Source organism: Methylomonas lenta, from assembly GCF_001644015.1.
In the GTDB taxonomy this organism is placed as follows: Bacteria; Pseudomonadota; Gammaproteobacteria; order Methylococcales; family Methylomonadaceae; genus Methylomonas; species Methylomonas lenta.
Genome location: NZ_LUUI01000163.1, coordinates 1 through 18,741, shown reverse-complemented (window position 1 = coordinate 18,741; position 18,741 = coordinate 1). Strand labels below are relative to the sequence as shown.

At 47.7% G+C, this 18,741-nt stretch carries 16 protein-coding genes and 3 tRNA genes; 14 read left to right on the top strand and 5 right to left on the bottom strand.

From position 1 onward, the window contains the following. From aspS to nadA, 3 genes are all read left to right on the top strand, one after another. A complete protein-coding gene (gene aspS / locus A1359_RS20870) occupies positions 1-1,791 on the top strand; it encodes an aspartate--tRNA ligase (protein ID WP_066988018.1) in 1,791 nt (596 codons plus the stop codon). Positions 1,792-1,859: 68 nt separating this feature from the next. After that, positions 1,860-2,414 carry a DUF2780 domain-containing protein gene (locus tag A1359_RS22145; protein WP_083960752.1) on the top strand — a complete coding sequence of 185 codons (555 nt, stop codon included), beginning with the start codon at positions 1,860-1,862 and terminating at the stop codon, positions 2,412-2,414. Between the two features lie 58 nt (positions 2,415-2,472). Continuing rightward, positions 2,473-3,570, top strand: coding sequence for a quinolinate synthase NadA (nadA, locus tag A1359_RS20860; protein ID WP_066988014.1), 1,098 nt, complete (start codon positions 2,473-2,475; stop codon positions 3,568-3,570). Position 3,571: 1 nt separating this feature from the next. On the opposite strand, the gene ylqF is transcribed toward nadA, so the two are convergent. Continuing rightward, on the bottom strand, positions 3,572-4,477 hold the full coding sequence (ylqF, locus tag A1359_RS20855; RefSeq protein ID WP_066988012.1) for a ribosome biogenesis GTPase YlqF: 906 nt from the start codon (positions 4,475-4,477) through the stop codon (positions 3,572-3,574). A gap of 161 nt (positions 4,478-4,638) precedes the next feature. Between ylqF and csrA the strand changes: the two genes are divergently transcribed. From csrA to A1359_RS20835, 4 genes are all read left to right on the top strand, one after another. Beyond that, positions 4,639-4,830, top strand: coding sequence for a carbon storage regulator CsrA (csrA, locus tag A1359_RS20850; RefSeq protein WP_066988010.1), 192 nt, complete (start codon positions 4,639-4,641; stop codon positions 4,828-4,830). Between the two features lie 8 nt (positions 4,831-4,838). Then, positions 4,839-4,929: transfer RNA gene (locus tag A1359_RS20845), tRNA-Ser, on the top strand. 64 nt (positions 4,930-4,993) lie between these two features. Beyond that, a tRNA-Arg gene (locus A1359_RS20840) sits at positions 4,994-5,070 on the top strand. 20 nt (positions 5,071-5,090) lie between these two features. Further along, a tRNA-Asn gene (locus A1359_RS20835) sits at positions 5,091-5,166 on the top strand. A 440-nt stretch (positions 5,167-5,606) separates the two neighbouring features. Here the strand turns inward: A1359_RS20835 and A1359_RS23765 are convergent. Next, positions 5,607-5,786: a helix-turn-helix transcriptional regulator gene (locus tag A1359_RS23765; RefSeq protein ID WP_083960751.1), complete on the bottom strand. Its 180-nt coding sequence runs from the start codon at positions 5,784-5,786 to the stop codon at positions 5,607-5,609. 449 nt (positions 5,787-6,235) lie between these two features. On the opposite strand from A1359_RS23765, the gene A1359_RS20830 reads away from it, so the two are divergent. The 3 genes from A1359_RS20830 (at position 6,236) to A1359_RS20820 (ending at position 10,788) form a co-directional block, all read left to right on the top strand. Next, positions 6,236-8,290, top strand: a complete 2,055-nt coding sequence (locus A1359_RS20830; RefSeq protein WP_066988008.1) for a TonB-dependent receptor plug domain-containing protein — start codon at positions 6,236-6,238, stop codon at positions 8,288-8,290. Next, entirely contained in the window at positions 8,278-9,630 is a 1,353-nt protein-coding gene (locus A1359_RS20825; protein WP_066988004.1) for a cytochrome P450, read from the top strand. The genes A1359_RS20830 and A1359_RS20825 overlap by 13 nt, the downstream gene beginning before the upstream one ends. 213 nt (positions 9,631-9,843) lie before the next feature. Next, positions 9,844-10,788, top strand: coding sequence for a response regulator (locus A1359_RS20820; protein WP_066988002.1), 945 nt, complete (start codon positions 9,844-9,846; stop codon positions 10,786-10,788). Here the strand turns inward: A1359_RS20820 and A1359_RS20815 are convergent. The 3 genes from A1359_RS20815 to A1359_RS20805 are packed head-to-tail and all read right to left on the bottom strand — an operon-like array spanning position 10,769 to position 14,026. Beyond that, entirely contained in the window at positions 10,769-12,232 is a 1,464-nt protein-coding gene (locus A1359_RS20815) for a sensor histidine kinase (RefSeq protein ID WP_066988000.1), read from the bottom strand. The two genes, A1359_RS20820 and A1359_RS20815, sit on opposite strands and share 20 nt — an antisense overlap. Next, positions 12,229-13,107: a type 1 periplasmic-binding domain-containing protein gene (locus tag A1359_RS20810; RefSeq protein ID WP_066987998.1), complete on the bottom strand. Its 879-nt coding sequence runs from the start codon at positions 13,105-13,107 to the stop codon at positions 12,229-12,231. Before A1359_RS20810 ends, A1359_RS20815 begins: the two co-directional genes overlap by 4 nt. Then, entirely contained in the window at positions 13,088-14,026 is a 939-nt protein-coding gene (locus A1359_RS20805) for a hypothetical protein (RefSeq protein ID WP_066987996.1), read from the bottom strand. The genes A1359_RS20810 and A1359_RS20805 overlap by 20 nt, the downstream gene beginning before the upstream one ends. Before the next feature lie 226 nt (positions 14,027-14,252). Between A1359_RS20805 and A1359_RS20800 the strand changes: the two genes are divergently transcribed. The 4 genes from A1359_RS20800 to A1359_RS20785 are packed head-to-tail and all read left to right on the top strand — an operon-like array spanning position 14,253 to position 18,572. Further along, the gene (locus A1359_RS20800) at positions 14,253-15,086 is read left to right on the top strand and encodes a ParA family protein (RefSeq protein WP_066987994.1); all 834 of its coding nucleotides are present in this window, start codon (positions 14,253-14,255) and stop codon (positions 15,084-15,086) included. Continuing rightward, positions 15,083-16,594, top strand: a complete 1,512-nt coding sequence (locus A1359_RS20795; protein WP_066987992.1) for a ParB family protein — start codon at positions 15,083-15,085, stop codon at positions 16,592-16,594. The genes A1359_RS20800 and A1359_RS20795 overlap by 4 nt, the downstream gene beginning before the upstream one ends. Positions 16,595-16,607: 13 nt before the next feature. Further along, positions 16,608-17,165, top strand: coding sequence for a DUF2857 domain-containing protein (locus tag A1359_RS20790; protein ID WP_066987990.1), 558 nt, complete (start codon positions 16,608-16,610; stop codon positions 17,163-17,165). Between the two features lie 36 nt (positions 17,166-17,201). Next, positions 17,202-18,572 carry an STY4528 family pathogenicity island replication protein gene (locus A1359_RS20785; protein WP_066987988.1) on the top strand — a complete coding sequence of 457 codons (1,371 nt, stop codon included), beginning with the start codon at positions 17,202-17,204 and terminating at the stop codon, positions 18,570-18,572. Positions 18,573-18,741 lie beyond the last annotated feature (169 nt).

Genomic DNA, 18,741 nt, shown 5'->3' with positions numbered 1-18,741 from the left:
ATGCGTAGCCACAAGTGTGGAGAATTAAATACCCAACATCTTGGTCAAACCGTCGCTTTGTGCGGCTGGGTACACCGTCGCCGTGATCATGGTGGCGTTATCTTTATCGATTTGCGCGACCGTGCTGGTCTGGTGCAAGTGGTGTTTGACCCCGATTTGGCCGATAGCTTTGCGATAGCCGAAAGTGTGCGCAGTGAATATGTCTTGCGTATAGAAGGTGTAGTGCGCGATCGCCCGGAGGGTACGCATAATTCGAATATGTTTACGGGTGAAATCGAGGTGCTGGGCAAGCATATCGAAGTGCTGAACGAATCGGAAACCCCGCCGTTCCCGATTGAAAGTGATATTGAGGTCAACGAAGAAACCCGTCTGCGTTTCCGATATATCGACTTACGTCGCACAACCATGCAGCACAAAATGAAAGTGCGCCGCGACGTCACGCGTCACTTACGCCACTATTTGGATGAGCACGAATTCTTCGAAATCGAAACGCCCTATTTGACCAAGGCGACCCCGGAAGGTGCGCGCGATTACATCGTGCCTAGTCGCACCCATCCCAATTCGTTTTTTGCCTTACCGCAATCGCCGCAATTGTACAAACAGTTGCTGATGATCGCCGGTATGGAACGGTATTACCAAGTAGTGCGCTGTTTCCGCGATGAAGATTTACGTGCCGATAGACAGCCGGAATTTACTCAGTTGGATATCGAAACCTCGTTCATGAATGAGCAGCAAATTATGTCCATCATGGAGGAAATGATTCGTCGCCTGTTCAAGGACATTATCAATGTTGATCTGGGTGATCAATTTCCGGTGATGAGTTATGCCGAAGCGATGCGTCGTTATGGTTCTGATCGTCCTGATTTGCGGATTCCATTAGAACTGGTCGATATCGCCGAAGAAATGCGCGAAGTGGATTTTAAAGTGTTCTCAGGCCCGGCTAACGATCCGCATGGTCGCGTGGTAGCCATGCGAGTGCCTGAAGGTAGTGAGATGAGTCGTAGTGTTATTGACGAGCTGACCAAATTCGTCGCTATCTACGGTGCCAAAGGCTTGGCTTATATCAAGGTCAATGATTTGGCGGCTGGTGTAGAAGGCTTGCAATCACCCATTGTCAAATTTGCCCCTGATGAAGTCTGGGCCAAAGTGATGGCAAAAGTCGGTGCGCAAAACGGCGACCTGGTTTTCTTTGGTGCAGACAAGACCGATATCGTTAACGAAGCCATGGGTGCGTTGCGAGTTAAATTAGGCCTGGATCGCAACCTGCTGACAGCTGACTGGAAACCGGTGTGGGTAGTGGATTTTCCTATGTTTGCCTGGGATAACAAAGCTCAACGTTATAACGCGATTCATCATCCATTTACCGCGCCTAGCTGCTCGGTGGAAGAATTAAAAGCCAAGCCCGGCGAAGCATTGTCTCGTGCTTACGACTTGGTATTGAATGGTACCGAAGTTGGCGGTGGTTCCATCCGGATAAACCGTACCGAAATGCAACAAATCGTGTTTGCTATTTTAGGTATCGGCCACGAAGAAGCGCGGGAAAAATTCGGCTTCTTGCTGGATGCTCTGAAATATGGTGCTCCTCCGCATGGTGGTATTGCGTTTGGTTTGGATCGTTTAGTGATGTTAATGACCGGCGCTAGCTCGATTCGCGACGTGATTGCTTTCCCTAAAACCCAAACAGCGGCTTGTCCATTATTCAATGCGCCAGCTTTGGTTAGTGATGAGCAATTGAAAGAATTGGGTATCAGGCTGAGAAAACCGACTGAGAATGCTGAAAACAAAGCCTAAATCGTCGGCGTATAGCAAAAACTATGCGCCGATTAATATTTTGATTAATTTTCCCGGAGTTTGTGCTTATGCATAATTTTAAGTCGTTTGCTGTTTTCGGCACTGTGTTGTCGCTGACGGCTTGTGCGTCCACGCAACAATCTACCGGGCAGATTTTAGCTCAAGCAGTCACGCAAAATTCGGTTGCTCAATCAGCAGTTAATGCCGGTGCGGTAGCAAATGCCGGATCTGAGTCGGGTTTGGTGAATGTGCTGGTTGATCAGCTAGGGATCAATTCTCAGCAGGCGATGGGTGGGGCTGGCTCTATTTTTTCTCTGGCTCGGCAGCGCATGAGTCCAGCTGATTTTATGCAGCTTAGCGGCAGTGTGCCTGATATGGATCAATATCTGTCTGCGGTGCCGCAGTCGTCTGGCTCGTCATCAAGCTCTTGGTTGGGCAACGCTGCTGACTTAATGGGGGATCAAGCCAATGGCCTGGGTAGTTTGGCTACTTTGGCAGGGTCATTTAAGACCTTGGGTATGGATACGAATATGATTAGCCAATTTGTACCGGTAGTTTTGGAATATGTGCAAGGACAAGGCGGTCCTGGTGTCATGAGTCTGTTGCAAAGTGCCTTGTATTAGGTTTTCTGCCGGCCGGTATGATTTTAAAGAAAAGCTTCATTTGTTTTAGGTTTGAATAATGACTTCCACTCCCTTACCCATCCATGACTATGCCTTGCTAGACGATGCCGAATGCGATGCGCGTATAAGCGCAGCAAAAGCTAAGCTAGGCAAGCGTTGCATCATCTTAGGTCATCATTACCAGCGCGATGAAGTTTTCAAACATGCGGATATATTTGGGGACTCGTTAAAGTTGTCCCGCGAAGCGTCGCAGTCTGAAGCTGAGTTCATTGTATTTTGCGGTGTCCACTTTATGGCGGAAGTGGCAGATATTTTGTCTCGCCCCGAACAAATGGCGATTTTACCGGATATGGCGGCAGGCTGTTCTATGGCGGACATGGCAAATACCGTCAAAGTACAACAGTGTTGGGATGAGCTGGCCAGGATTATTGATGTGGAAAATACGGTAACACCCGTGACCTATATCAATTCCGCTGCCGATTTAAAAGCTTTTTGCGGAGAGCATGAGGGCATAGTCTGTACCTCGTCCAACGCCGAAAAAATCTTGAACTGGAGTTTTGCCAAGCGCGAAAAAGTCTTGTTTTTCCCCGATCAACATTTAGGTCGCAATACCGGCTATCGAATGGGTATCCCATTGGAGCAAATGGTGGTTTGGGATTTTAATAAGCCGCAAGGTGGCTTGACGGAGCAACAAATTCGCGATGCCAAGATTATTTTGTGGAAAGGCTATTGCTCCGTGCATCAGGCCTTTCAGCCCGAACAAATTGATGCGTTCAAGGAAAAATATCCGGAAACTATTGTTATTTCCCATCCGGAAGCCTGTTTTGAAGTGTGTCAGAAATCTGACCACATCGGTTCTACCGAGATGATTTTAAAAATTGTCCGAGAAGCCGAAGCTAATACGCGATGGTTGGTCGCCACCGAGCTAAATTTGGTTAACCGGCTCAATCAGGAATGCAAGGCTCAGGGTAAAAGCGTGCACTTTATGTCGCCGACCCTCAGTATGTGTTCGACGATGTTCCGTACCGATCCGCAGCATCTGGCTTGGGTGTTAGAAAACTTAGCGGCAGGGCATGTGGTTAATCAGATTTCGGTGCCTGCTGAGCAAGCTGCAATGGCGAAAAAGTCGCTGGACAATATGTTATTAGCGTCTTAAGTTATCTTCTGCGTCGGTTGGCTCTTTTGGCAGCCTTTTCTTCTCTGATTGCAGCCAGTTCTAACATCTCGGTTGCAATCATATTAGGTGTTTCCAGGCTGATGGGGCCAATGGTGCCTGCTCTAAGCTCTGTTACAAACTGTTTCGCTGCCTTATCCAGGTCGACTTGCTTGCCTGCGCGAAGGCAGCCGCGTTTTTTACCAATGGCTTCTAACAAGTTCAGTGCTTCAGTTGGCAAAATGTCCAATTGATAGCGATTTTTTAATAGCTCAGGGTAGGTTTTAGACAAATATTCCAGGGCAAATAAAGCGATGTCGTCATGTTGAAAGGCTGTGTCTTTGATGGCGCCTGTTACCGCTAAGCGGTAGCCACTGTTACGGTTTTCCACATTTGGCCACAGTACGCCAGGTGTATCGGATAACACGATATTATTTTGCAAATTGATTCGTTGTTGATGTTTGGTGACTGCGGGTTCGTTGCCGGTTTTGGCGATGGTGCGGCCAGCCAGAATATTGATAATAGTCGATTTACCTACGTTGGGTATGCCCATAATCATTGTGCGAATGACTTTATTGCTAGCGTTTTTTTCCGGCAGCATTTTGCCGCATAAGTCTATAATTTGTTTGATCTTATCGGGTTGTTGTGTGGTAACGGCGAGTGACTTAACAGCCAGCTCCTGTTCTAAATGAATTTGCCATTGCCGAGTAACTTCCGGATCGGAAAGATCCGTTTTGCTTAATACGCGTATCGTGGGTTTGTCGCCGCGAAGCTCCGCCAGCATTGGATTTTGGCTGCTATAGGGAATGCGCGCGTCGAGAATTTCTATAAGTAAGTCAATGTTAGGCAGGGCTTGTTTGATTTCTTTGCTAGCCTTGTGCATATGGCCTGGGTACCACTGAATCAGCATAATATTTCTCAGTTTTAAATAATTAATCTGTATATTACAGGATGATAGCTTTTAGTCTGCTAAAGAACGATAAATTAACTTTCTTTTTTTTAAAAAGATAATATAATTGTCAGCTCAGTTTGTTTTAGAAACAAAGTGTTTTGGACATGAAGGGAGATGTTATGCTTATCTTGACTCGTAGAGTGGGGGAAACCTTAATGATTGGTGACGAAGTCACAGTCACCGTACTCGGCGTAAAAGGAAATCAAGTTCGGATAGGCGTAAATGCTCCGAAGGATGTTTCTGTTCATAGGGAAGAAATCTACGAGAGGATTAAAAAGGAGCAATCTGAATCCAAATCTTCCGAGGTTTAAAAAGTTTAGGAGAGATGGCCGAGAGGCCGAAGGCGCTCCCCTGCTAAGGGAGTATGTGCCAAAAGCGCATCGAGGGTTCGAATCCCTCTCTCTCCGCCATAAAAAATGCTTAAAAGTTGTTGACACAAGATTAAATAAAAACGATAATAAGCGGCTCAAACAGGCGCCCGTAGCTCAGCTGGATAGAGTACTCGGCTACGAACCGAGCGGTCGGGAGTTCGAATCTCTCCGGGCGCGCCATATTGAGAAATAAATATTATTCCCCTGTAGCTCAGTCGGTAGAGCGGGTGACTGTTAATCACTAGGTCGGCGGTTCGAGCCCGTCCGGGGGAGCCAAATATATCAAGGGCTTACAGCAATGTAGGCCCTTTTTTTTGGCTGTTGTATTTGTTAATGTCGCGTTCAATGTCGCTTTGAGCAATAACTTTAAATTTAGTAGGCAAGCGCGGTTTTTAAGTGCTTCTTGTTTCCAGTATTGGGAATAAAATTCAAAGCCATCTTAGCCAAAATTCATTTATCGCTTTTTATCCGCCCTTATCAGGTCGCAATTCTTTGCGATCGTTTTCCGCAAGCTAGAAAAATTTGTCAGAAACATGCTTAGGGGTTTCGATCTATATCGGTGTGGTTGGTTTTGCTTCAGGGCAGAATTCTTAAAGATAAAACTTCGGCGTCATCGTTTGGCTTTGTTTAGTAAAGCGCTATTTGGGGCGATATGTCTCTAAAGCCTATTTACCGGAGGCTTGAAGATTGTTGTTTAAGAAAATGATGGCTGTATCTTATAGTGCAGAGTCAATTAGGTCGTCAAGATCTTCTCTTTTACAAACGGTTGTGCGTGAGCTTATTTTGGCGGTAGGTATTTTACCTTTAGCGACTAGGCGCCAGAATGTTGCGATACTAATGCCTAAATATTCAGCGGCAGATTTGGGTCGAAGATATACTAAAGCTGGCTTATTCATAAAATCCTCTTTCCAGAATGTGTAAGCATTACGGGCAGTTTTATTGAATCAAATATCGTCATAAGGTCTTTAGATCTATAATTTATGAATTGATCAAGAAAAACCATTGAAAACCCTAAATTGTTTTGCGAAGAGTTTTTAATGCAGTCTTCTATTCAGTATTTCAGTAGATGCTTCCTTGATTCAATGATGTTGTTGATTGTCTGGCTATCAAGATTTCATGAGGGTGTTGCTGTATCTGATTTGAGCTACTTGTTGCCAGGGCGGGGGTGTGGCAATTGATAGGTGGTTCAGTGTATTGCCGAAAGCAAAAAATGCTTGCGAGGAGTAAATTAGTTATATAGACTTTATCGCAAGTAGATGCAATGAACAGCATATACAATTATTTATGTTTTCAACTGGTTAAAAGATTCTTAAGAAAAAGTAAATAATCGCTAAGAGGGTGCGGCATGAAAATGACAAAGCCACTACTGATTTTCGTCATTTTATTACCTGAAACCATCCGAGCTATGGACGACTTGGAGTTGGTGTACGGTAGTGACAAAATGATATCCATAGCCTCGGGTCATCCCGTACCGAAAAATCTTACGCCTAGTGTAACCTCGGTCATCACCCGAGAAGACATTGAAGCTATTGGCGCACGGCGTTTAGAGGATGTGTTGGAATACCTGCCTGGCATCCATGTGAGCACCGCCCGGGCCGGCAATAAAGTGGTTGGGTTTCGAGGTATCTATTCCGAAGCCAATACCCAGGTTCTACTGTTAGTCAATGGTATTCCCCTCAGAAATACTGCAATTGGCGGCAAGCCGCTGGCCTGGACCATGCCGGTCAAGAATATATCGCATATTGAAATTATCCGAGGTCCGGGGTCTATGCTTTATGGTGGTGATGCCACGACAGGGGTCATCAATATCATTACTAAAACCGGTGGTGAAATCAACGGCGGCTATGTCGGTGGCTTCTTGGGGAGTCAAGATACCTACGAGGGATGGGCGCAATATGGCCAAAAAGAAACAGAGTGGGAATATGCCGTCTCTTTACAAGGCGGAACAACCGGCGGTGACCAGGGGCTGATAGCGCGAGATACCCAAACCGTGTTGGATGGGTTGTTTGGTACAGCGGTCTCCTATGCGCCTGGACCCACAAACTTTGGCCGTGATGATATCGATGCGCGAATAGATGTGGCTTACCAGGATTGGCTCAGGCTTAGAATGGGCTATCAACGATTCAATAATGTCCAGACGGGGGAAGGTGCAGCGCTCGCGTTAGACCCGAAAGGCGCAGCTAATGAAGATATATATAATCTTGATCTTACAATGCAGCATCAGCTATCGGATGCATTGGGCCTGGATACAACAGTCTATTTTATCGGGCAAAACACGCAATGGCATTATAATCTGTTACCCGCAGGCACCTTCGGAGGTCTGCTGCCTCAGGGTGCGGAAAGCCAAGCGACTAATTTTCAGGGTACGACCGGGCTAACCAATCAATTAAATTATGCCGGAATTCAGCGGCATAAAGTGATAGTGGGCACGGGTATCATCTATACGTGGGTGAGTGACGTCAGTAATAAAATCAACTACCTGATTACGCCCAACTTTGTCGCGCAAGTCCCTTTAACGGACGTGTCGGCATTTGGCGCAGACCCGATTTTAAGCTCAAAAAATCGCACGAATTTTTATGCCTTATTCCAGGATGAATGGAACTTCGCCAATGATTTTTATCTGACCAGCGGCTTGCGTTACGATTATTATTCCGATGTCTTGGATGGCATCAGCCCACGCGTTTCGTTGGTTTGGAATGTGAACAACAACCTCACTGCCAAACTGCTTTACAGTCGCTCATTTCGACCACCGTCCTTTCTTGAAAAAAACCTGCCCTTAACGCCCGACACCCATATCAAGTCAGAATCGGTAAATACGTTAGAGTTTCAGATTGAAAATAAATGGTCGCCCGGTCTTACGACTTCCGCTAATGTGTACTGGTTTGAATTCGATAATTTAATTACCTCTGTCAGCGATTCAAGCTTAACCTCAATGAACGCTGTTTCACCTAACCCCGTGGCTTTCACCAACGCCCCAAAAATCAATGGCATAGGCTTGGAAACCGAAATGCGTTATGCCTTGACTGATAACTTTAATTTTACAGTTAATTACAGCTATCACGGCGTGAGTGAGAGTAATCAAACCGGTCTATTGCCAAAGCATATGGTCAAATCACTCATCAACTGGGAATTTGTCAAAGACTGGCGAATCGGGACGCAACTTGATTGGATCGGTGAGCGCAATCGTCCTGAAAATGATCCGCGCCCCCCGTTAGTCGGTTATTTTACCGCAGGGCTCACCCTGTCGACGCAGGTCGCAAAGCCATTAGCGTTCGTGGTGAGAGCCAATAATATCTTCGGCAGTCCTGCCAAGGAGCCGAGTTTAAATCCAACGTTATTGCCGGGCGATGTGCCCGTTTTCGAGCGTTCTATCATAGGGCAGATTAAATGGACGTTTTAAGCACGCCGTTACCGCTGATCAAGGAACCTTCTCTCATGCTTCCTCTGCTGAGATCTTTAAGTCGGCCCGTAAAAACACTAACGTCTCTACATCAGCGACACGGTGATCTGGTACTAGGTCGTTTTTTCAATAAGAAACTCCTGTTTGTCTGCCATCCTGAGCTGATTGAGGCTGTTTATGCACAAGAAGCCAGGGGCTTGTTAAGTCGAGATTTTCTGTATGAGGCTAAAAAATCGTTGTTTGGTGATGGCCTCATCAACAGCAAAAGTGATACTTGGACCCAGCAACGACGTTTAATGCAGCCGATTTTTACCAAGGAGGCAATTGCTGCATGGGAGAAGGTCTTTATCGATGAAGCGGTGAACGCAAATACCAAATTGCTTTCGGTAGCCCCGGGGACGATCAATCTTTCCAAGTCGCTGAAACGCCTGATTCAAAGAATTTTTATTCAGGTCTTAACCGGCCGCTCTGTCGACACGCTACCCAATAGTCAGGCATTAATTCAGGCTATTGAAATCATCAGCACAGGGTTATTGCCGCATTTAGTGGCTGAAATGATTAGTAATGGCAAATTGATGAAGTTGATGCCATCCAAAAGTCGCGCTTACCAGGCTGCAGTAAATTATCTATCGGATTTTGTCAGCCAGGAAATTATCCAGAAGCAGACTGGATTGGAGCCGAGTCTGATTTCGGCCATGCAACAGGCTGTCGATATCAAGACCGGTTATCGCATGACCGCGGCGCTGTTGACGGATGAATCGATTAACTTATTTTTTGCCGGACAAGACACCACTTTGAATACGCTGGCCTGGTTTTTTTATTTGCTGGGCAGGCACGAAAACGTACACGCCCACGTCAGCGAAGAGATCCAAAAATATCAAGACGACCCCTTGAATGCCGCGAGTTTGGAGAAATTGACCTATACCCGTGCCGTGCTCTATGAAACCCTACGTCTGTATCCGCCGGCCGCAGCGCTTTCAACCCAGGCGATTGCTAAGGTTGAGATAGGAGGGCAGCGCATTGATAAAGATACCATCATTATTCTGAGCATGTATGCCACGCATCGCCATCCCAGGCTTTGGGAAAAACCCAACGACTTTTATCCTGAACATTTTTTAATGCCTCGGTTGGGTGCCAAACGGCATAAATACGCCTATTACCCATTTGGCGGGGGCTTACATAACTGTATTGGTCGTCACTTTGCAGAACTTGAAATGATGGTCATTATCGTGACCCTGTTAAGAACGTTTACGTTTAAAACGTCGGGTGAGATCCGGGAAGCCGCCAGCATTACCTTAAAGCCGGCTCAAGATATTATCGCTACAGTTCATCCTTGTTAGGGTAATGAATAATTTAGGGCCCGTTATGAAATAACTTGTTCAATTAAGTCTTTTCTATCCTCGTCGTGTGGTCATTTTGACAGGTAGAAGTGTACAAGTTATTTATCGATGAGCCCTTAGGGTGCTGAAAAATTTGGGTTAGAAGGTTTTGTGGGCTTTGTCAATTGCGGCAATCTTTGGGTATCTTCTTCTGGTAACCTTGGAGTCATCGTCATGAACGTATTGATAGTAACCGATCCATTCAGTAATGCAGCGGCTATAGAAGCACATCTGGTTGCGGCCGGTATCAAGGCCGATTCAGTGGCTCACGTTGCATCGGCCCGAGCACTGATGGATGCATTACTCACCCAGCGTTGTGACCTTATCGTGGCCGAATACTCCGTCGCGGGCATGGATATCTGGCGGCTATCGACACTGATTAATGCGATGCGTTTTAGCGCCTACGCGCGACCTATTTTTTTGATTAAAGAAACCTGTGAGATCGATATTCCGGAATTATTGGCCAAGGAATATGGTTTTACTGTGGTGCCATTAGAGGCGTTGGCCAGTGTGCTCGCAGCGGTCAATGATCCCGAAAATGTGCAGCTTGGCGGATGCCTTAATCCTGCCAGACATTCGGTGCTGATCATCGAAGATGATAAAGACGCCTCTATAACGGCATACCATGCCCTGAAAGACCTCTACGAGGTCGATACCGCCTACGACGGTTTATCTGGCTATGCGCTTTGGGAAACAAAGCACCACGATTTGGTGTTGTTGGACTTGATGTTGCCTAAACTGTCGGGTGAAGACATTCTCAATAAAATGATGGCGCGCAATAAGAATCAGTCGGTGATCATCGTCACGGCCTTAGATAAGCCCAGGCTGCAAAACAAGTTGTTATTGAACGGTGCCAGTGAATATCTGTGTAAGCCATTTTCATTGGAGGCATTAAAAACCCTTTGCCAAAAATTATTGAATAAATCCAAGCTGCTGCATCAGGCGCATTATGCAGAGGCGAAACTCAATGCCTTAAGAGATCTGGTTTGGTTATTGGATTATGCGCTGAGTCATAACGATGGAGGTAAGGTGAAAGAAATCATGGCTGCACTGAAAAGTTTGCTGCCTAATAACCTCACCGAAGATGAAAAAATAAGCCTCATTGCCAGGGAATTTTAACGGTAAACAGTGCACCTCTACCCTTCTCAGAAAATACACTGATCGTACCGCCTAGCAATTCAATAAAACGCTTGCTGATGGAAAGCCCTAAGCCATGGCCGCCATGTTCGCGGGTTAAACTCATATCCGCTTGCCAGAAAGGTTCAAATATTAAATGGTGGTATTCGGTAGGAATGCCGCAGCCACTGTCACGGACCTGAATGATGGCTGATTCATCGTCGTGCCGCCAACTTAACTGGATGTCGCCATCAGCGGTAAACTTACAGGCATTGCTCAATAAATTATCAACGATATGCCGTAACACCTCGGCGTCTATAATGATCACTCCCGGATCGCCCATTAGTGACAATCGGTTGCGGTTGCCGGTCAGGGCGGGTTCAAGCTTTGCAGCGCAGTGTTCCATCAACACTTTGATGTCGATAGGTTCCTGAGTCAATTCCACTTTGTTGGCTTCCAGTTTGCCGTGTATCAGTACCTTATTGATTAACTCGTTCAAATCCTGGGTGCGTCCCAATGCGCCGGCATGAAACGAACGGCATACATCAAATTCCGCTGTTGTTGGCAAGGCCGCCTGTATCAATTCCAGATAGGCGCCAATGCTGTGCAACGGGGTTTTCATTTCATGGGACACCAGCGTCATGATCTGGTTTTTATAGTGGTTGGCGGCGCGACTGCTATCCAGGGCTATCTTCAATTCACTGGTACGATCCGCCACACATTGCTCAAGAATCTGTTCGTTACGTTCGATTTTGCTCAGCATGTCATTAAAATCGGCACTCATCCGCTGAATATCAGGCGCGCCCTGAAAATTGACCCGATGTCCGCGAAGTCCGCGACTCATATTTTGTAAGACGGTGACTATTTCAAACAGGGGTGCGGTGAAAATGCCAGCAAAACGTCGCACCAGCAAAAATAAGACCACCAGCACGACCAAGACGATCAGGCCTGAAACGTACAAAATCTGTCGCATAAATGCATCCAGATCCTGCTTGGATACCACCAGTTCGACGTAACCTAAATAATCATCATTTTGATAGAGTGGGGCATAAAAGCACCACAAGTCGTCAGCATCACGAACATGCGTTTGTATGATGGCTGTCTCAATGGGATGGCAGGCAAAGGTTTGTTGATTGGAAGCCACGATTAACCTTTGTGGGCTTTCAAACACGGACGCTTTCATTACATTTCTATCGCTGGCATAGGTCTGGACAACGGCCTCTGAAACCGAAGTGGCGTGCAGGATGACGCCGTATTTAACCGAGTGCGCAAAGGTGAGGGTATAGGCTTTCCAGTATTGGCGGGTGTAGTCGCTGGTATATTGATAGGCCGCGAAATATAACGAAGCGACAATCAGCATGCCGGCCATGGCAACCGAAGCCAGCACGACCAAGTCATAACGTTGCCGAAAGTCAAAGCGGTTTAGGGTTTCGAATAAGCGTTTCATTCGAGTACCAGCGAAAATGCGCTCAGTACAGACGGATCGAACTGGATATTCAGATGCTGTGCAACGCGTTTATTCAAAGCGATGTCGACCGTTTTAACCGGCTCATACGTCACTGTCTGCCGATTCACCATGTCGCCCAATTGCGCTCCCAGGGCGGGCAGGTTGGGGTTAAAGGTCATCAGCACCCCGTATTCCAAATGCGATAAATTGGTGGAGAGCAGCATGATATTTTTATGCCAGGCCATTTTAGAAACTTCGTAAAGGATGTCTTTAGGGATGTCAGCCGGAATTAGGATGGCGTCATCGGGTTTGGCCTCCTGTTCCAGTAATTGTCCGAGAATGCGTAGGGTGGCCATAAGATTATTCCCTGTCCGGATTTCCAGTAAAGGTTTCGAAACGGTTGCGGAGGGGTTTTGCTGCAGGATAGGGTGCGTGCTATTTTCGACGATCAAGACGCGTTTGATGCCGGGTGTCAGGCGCTGCAGGTGTGATGCCAGCACTTGGCTGTCTAGCCTCAGGCTTACACCAGGGTAGTCGGCCGCGCTAAAATAGACCAAGCCGATGAGGGCTTGGCTTCGATAAGGACTTTGATGGATGAATTCGGCCGCTTGATTGCCCAGGGCAATGATGTTATCGGGGCGCTGCTGATCCAGGCTGGCTTGCACGTCAGCAAAGCTAGCATTCTCAGGAATTTCTATCAGGCTGAGTGGGTTTACTTTGGTTTTAATGCCTTTAATCGTGGCGGCGTAAATCGAATCAAGTGGTGGGATGGCGGCCGGATAGAGCACTAAAACATGCCGCTCTTGGGCAGGCACCGTACAGTAGGTCAGTAGCAGCCACAGGCACAGCAGTGCTTTAGAGATCCTTCTGCTCATTGATTTGTTTTAGACTCTTAAGCTCCCGGATAAAAGGCCTTGGTTCTACGCCGGAGAGTATTTTTTTGCGCCAATATTTGGCTGAGTCAGGGCCGTCTTGCCATAATAGGATGGCCTGAATGGTTTTTCTGCAGAGTTCAGCCGCCATGCGAGCGGGTATTGCCGGATCACTGATTCTATGCACCTCAATGGCTCGCAACAGCCCGCTGATGGGGTCTTCAAGGCCGTCTCGGGTTTCGCCCTGGCCATCATTCAGACGGCATAAAAAATTCTTAACATCTTTGTTAATGCCTAACATCAATAGGGCGCCGCCTAGCACCCCTGACACAAAGATTTCAGGTTTGGGTTTTAAGTTATCAATCAAGCGTAATTCTTCGCTGAATACTTGGATGGCTTTTTGGGCGTTGATTTCTTCTTTTTCCCAAATAAAGCGTTTGTCCTGCATTGAGCGGGGTCTGCCGCGGAGTGCGATATTCAAAGCTTCTAGAATAAAGCCTTCCTTTAAGCGATCAGATGACAATGTCAGGCCTAATTCGTCATAAATAAGCTTTACGGCTTCGTTGGACGGTGGGCTTTCTATGCTCCGATTTTGCGCTTCGGTATTCAGCGCTAAAAAATCATGCGTGGACAAATCGATGACCTGGGCGATCAGGTATTCGGGGGGTGGTGTCTTGCCGGACAGCCAGTCTTTCTTGCGCTGTTTGCCGGTCAATTTGTAGAGGGTGTCGTCCACTTTGACGACTGCGACCAGCAATGAATAGGCAGACAAACTGTCAGCGTGTTTAAGTGATAGCAGAGTATTTTCTGCCTGATCATCGGCCAAAGAAAACAAGCTGGGCTCCTTGATGGTTAACCATTCCAGGAAGGACAGCCGCATCAAAGCATAACCAGCATCGGCATCGGCGTGTAATAGATTCATTAAATGTATGTTGTTATATTAAAGTACGTTAACAAGTCAATGATAAACAAATAAAAAAACATTAACGATTATTTGTGAAAATAATTATTATAAGTCTATACTTTTTAATTAGTGAAAGTGATGGTATTTTAGCGTTAAGTGGTGAGTGACAGCAATGGTGTGTATCAGGCACATGAAAGGCCTGTGCGCATCTCTAAAAGCCTGTCTAGGCTGAGATGGTCGATTCATGATTAAAATAACGATTGTCAGTACCAAAGGGGGCGTTGGAAAAACAACGCTGACGGCTAATATCGGCGGCATTCTGGCTGATTTTGGCTATCGTGTGCTGTTGATCGATGCCGATCCTCAGCCCACGTTGTCCAGCTACTACCCACTCAACTATCGTGCGGAACAGGGCTTAAAGCATTTTCTGATTAACAGCGCGGTTGATACCGTCATCAGCCACACCCGGATTGATAACCTCGACATTATTCTCTCCGATGATCCGCAAGGTAAATTGCGCGACTGGATCCGCGATACGGTCGACGGCCGCGTCAGGCTCAAATACAGTTTGATGCCATTGGAAGCGCATTATGATTTTGTGCTGATTGATACCCAGGGCGCGGTAGGGCCCTTACAAGATGCGGCGGTGGCAGCCGCCGATTTTATGCTGTCGCCAATTCCGCCGGAAATCTTATCGGCCCGAGAATTTGTACGCGGCACCGTTGCAATGATTCAACGCCTGGAGCCGATGGCCCGGCTGGGCGCACCGATCGGACCGTTACGCGGTGTCATTTACCGGCAAGATCGAACCATCGATGCGCGCAATATTGCCGATGAATTACGTAAAGCCGCCTTTCTGCCCAGCAAAGGCGCGATTACGATTTTGCATACCGTGATTCCCAACGCGGTTGCTTATCGGGAGGCGGCCACGCATAAAATGCCGGTGCATCGTTTTGAGCGCAGCCGCAAAGGCAAAGCCATGAGCGCATTAGAGACCATGCAAGCCCTGGCTCAGGAACTCATCCCCAACTTACCTGATTTGGATGTGGCGGGGCTTGAGCAAGAGGCCAGACCATGACGACCCGGATCAAGCGGCCGAATCAGGATCAGCTCAAAGATTTACTGTTGGAAGGGCATTTTACATCGGATACTGACGATGACGGTATCGCTGCTGCCGATACGCTCACGCCCGTTCAGCTGATATTAACACTGGCACATATCAAACCCTACGATCACAACCCCAGACGGGTAAGAAACCCACTCTATGAGGACATCAAAGCCTCGATCCGCGAGCAGCGCGGCTTGAACAACCCTTTCACGGTGACGCAGCGGCCGGGTGAAGAGCGCTATATAATTCAGGCCGGCGGTAATACCCGGTTGGCCATCCTAAATGAACTCTATGCCGAGACCGGCGATGACGCGTTCAATACGGTGCATTGCTTATACGTGCCCTGGCAATCGGAAGCCGCCATCCTCTCCGCGCATCTGATTGAAAATGAATTACGCGGCGAGATGACCCTGATTGATAAAGCTTACGCGATCAGGGAATTACGCCGCCAGCTGGAAACTGAGTGCCAGCAATCCTTTTCCCGCACTGAATTGTGTAAACGGATTAAAGCCTTGGGCTATAGCCTATCCAGGCGGCATTTAATTCGGTTTGAATATGCCCTGGAATTGGATCAGTTGATTCCAAACACGTTGCGTAACGGCCTGGGTGCCAATCGGATCGATAGCATCAAAAACACCGAAAAAGCCTACCAGCGGCTCTGTCAGGACAAACCTCAGCAATTTGCCGCATTATTTGCGCATACCTTGTCGAGCTTTGATGATGAACAGTGGAATTTTGACGCAGTACGTCGAGAGCTGGATAAACAACTGGCGCCGATGCTCAATATCAGCGTTAATCGGCTGCGTTTGGAGATTGATGCCTTACTATTCAATCAGCCAGCCACCGAGGATGACGGGCCGGATGATCCGGGGCAAGTTCCTGCTGAGGCTAATGCCAACGCAGTCACACAAAGTCAAAACCCAGCGGATTTTGCGCATGACACCCCAACAACTGACGATAAACAGCCACAGAATCCCGGCAAACCCCAACCAGATGCTCTCAATTCAATCGGCGCCAAACCACTAAATCGGCCCGCCACTATCCAGGCACTGTATGACCGAACCTATGGGTTAGCCCAACGTATCGCTAAATCGATACAGCTCGAAGCGAGTGTGTTACCGATCCGCCAAGGCTTGGGCTTTATTATCGAAAAACCGCCGTCGGCCTTCACCGCACATGATACCTGGGGCGTGTGGTGGCTATTGCTGGGGATTTCTGAACAAAGCGTCAGTCCAGAACGTATGCCACTGTGGCAACAGACCGCCTTGTATCAGCTCTATCAAGCTGAGGATGCGGCCGAACTGCAACAGTTAGTGGGACCGGCACCCAGTCTGTCTCACTACCCGCACGAAGTATTACAGAATTCCGCCCTCATCAAGGATCCGGTGTTTGCTGATATCTGCCAGCTGATCGAAACCTGTCGTCTGATTCGCCAACAATTTTCCAATTCACAGCTTTGGCCCTCAGGGCCTTCCTAGCATGGAGGTCACCATGAACTACCAAGCCGAATTTGCCTTGCATACCTTGATGTTTGTGTCGCGTATGGCGGCGGAAGGCGACTTTGAAACGCCTCATCAACTGGGGCTACGCAATGACCAAATTGAAAAAATCCTAGCGCTGAGTACTCAGGAAATCCATGAAATGGCAATGACCACCAAGGCCCGTTATATGCGCATCCTGTTTGACGCCGATGCCCTGGATACCGCCATGCTGGTCTGTGGCCAGCGTATTCGGCAGCGGGAATTGATCCTGCAACTGTTGACGGCAGGTGCCTCATTACCCGTCATGCGCACGCTGTTTGGCTTAACCAGTGCCGATACTGCCAATTATCGAAAATACTTAAATCTACCCAAAGCCGATGGCAGACCGTTTATTCCGACGGAAGCTGAACAAGTCAAAATATGGGAACTCTGGAAAGCCACCGAACAGGAACCGCTGGGTATAGCCGAACGTTTGCTTTATGTGCATCAACAAACGCAGATCAAAATCAGCGCCATCTGGCCCTTGATTCAGAACTGGTTTGCCAGTGACCTTGACGGTCGTTGTTAACGGATACCGGTCAGACTAAATGCTGGATTTTCAACCATGACGGTCCCTGCCACACATTCGATCTCTGCCGCGATCCAGCAACTGGCCCGGCAGATTTCCCAAGAACTGGCGCACTTAACGCCTGAGACCTCAGCCCACGGTGCAAAGCACGACTCACTGCTTTATATCGGCCAATGGCAAGATGCGATTCCACGCGCCATCTGGTGCGACCCTGATTTAGAGGCGATCGATGTGCGTTGTTGGGGGCTGATTCGAACCCAGGCCATGACCGGCTCTGCGGTAATCCTGTCATTGCACCGGTTATTACAACGTCAATTAGGCGTCTCCAAACCAACCGTCTCAAAAGTGTTGTACGTGCTGCGTTTAACCCGCTGGATGTCATTGTGCTCAGAACTGCGCAATGAGGCAGGCCAATTCAAAGGCCATATTTATGCAATCCATGACAGTCCTCTGGCCTTAGCTGATGCCATCTATCTGGATCCGAATTACCTCACCTTCATCAAGCAACAACGCCAACACCAGCATCCGCAAATCAGACACCTCTCGCAAAATCTCTGGCAATCGATCAATAACACAATAACCAGCCAACCTGGGTTTTTGGATGAGCAAGGGGGCAGAGGAATCATGAATGATTTCTTTCAGCAGGTGAACGGTCAAAACCGGATGCATACGTTTAACCCTCAGCACCGGGTTAATTTAGTTAACCTGGCTCAAAACCAGGATAAAAAACTTAACCTGGCGCAAAAAACCCAGGTTAAAAAAATGAACTTGGCTAAAAACGACCGGGTTAAGTTTTTTAACCCGGGTTTGGATCAAGCCGAAAGCAATAAAAAACAAGAGCTTAGCGGTGCGGTTAAATTTTTTAACCGAAGGCCCTATATAACTACTACAAGTAGTAGTTGTAGTAGTAGTTGTAGTAGTTATTTAAATAAAACAACAACTACCACAACTGATTCAGTGCTTCAGACAAAAAAATTAACCGATGAGGTGTGCGACCCGCTGACGCATCCCCCGGACTTCAATGCCAGCGAGCGCGAGCTTGCCGAATTGTACCTGAAACAAGTCGCCTCCGAATTACGCCAGGCGATCCTGGATGAAACTGCGGCACAAATGCAAGCCAAACGCACCAGCAGCAAGCCGATTCGAAACCCGGTGGCCTTTCTTGGCTGGTTATGCCACGAACAAGCCAAAGGCAATCCGGTATTGACGAGTTTGAATATTCGCTATCGGGACAATCGCGAACGTAAGCAGCGCACGGATCAGCAGGTTAGACAGAAACAGCAAGAATTGGCTGCGATGAGTGAGTTGAAAAAGGGCTCAGTGAACCCATCTGCCGACAAAGCATGCCAAACAAAACCTACCCAACAACTCAGAGAGGCGCTCAACAAAACGCGTAAACACAAGTAATGCCCCTGTGCGGGGCGCACACCCCTGGGTCTGTGCATGTCGCACACCCTGGCACGAAATCGACAGGATGGAATGATGAAAACTTACGAGCACTTAGTCCAGGCAGCACGCCAGATGACTGTTGTCAGATTTTCAAACGGTGAAAACCGGTGTGATTACCCCCTGTGCG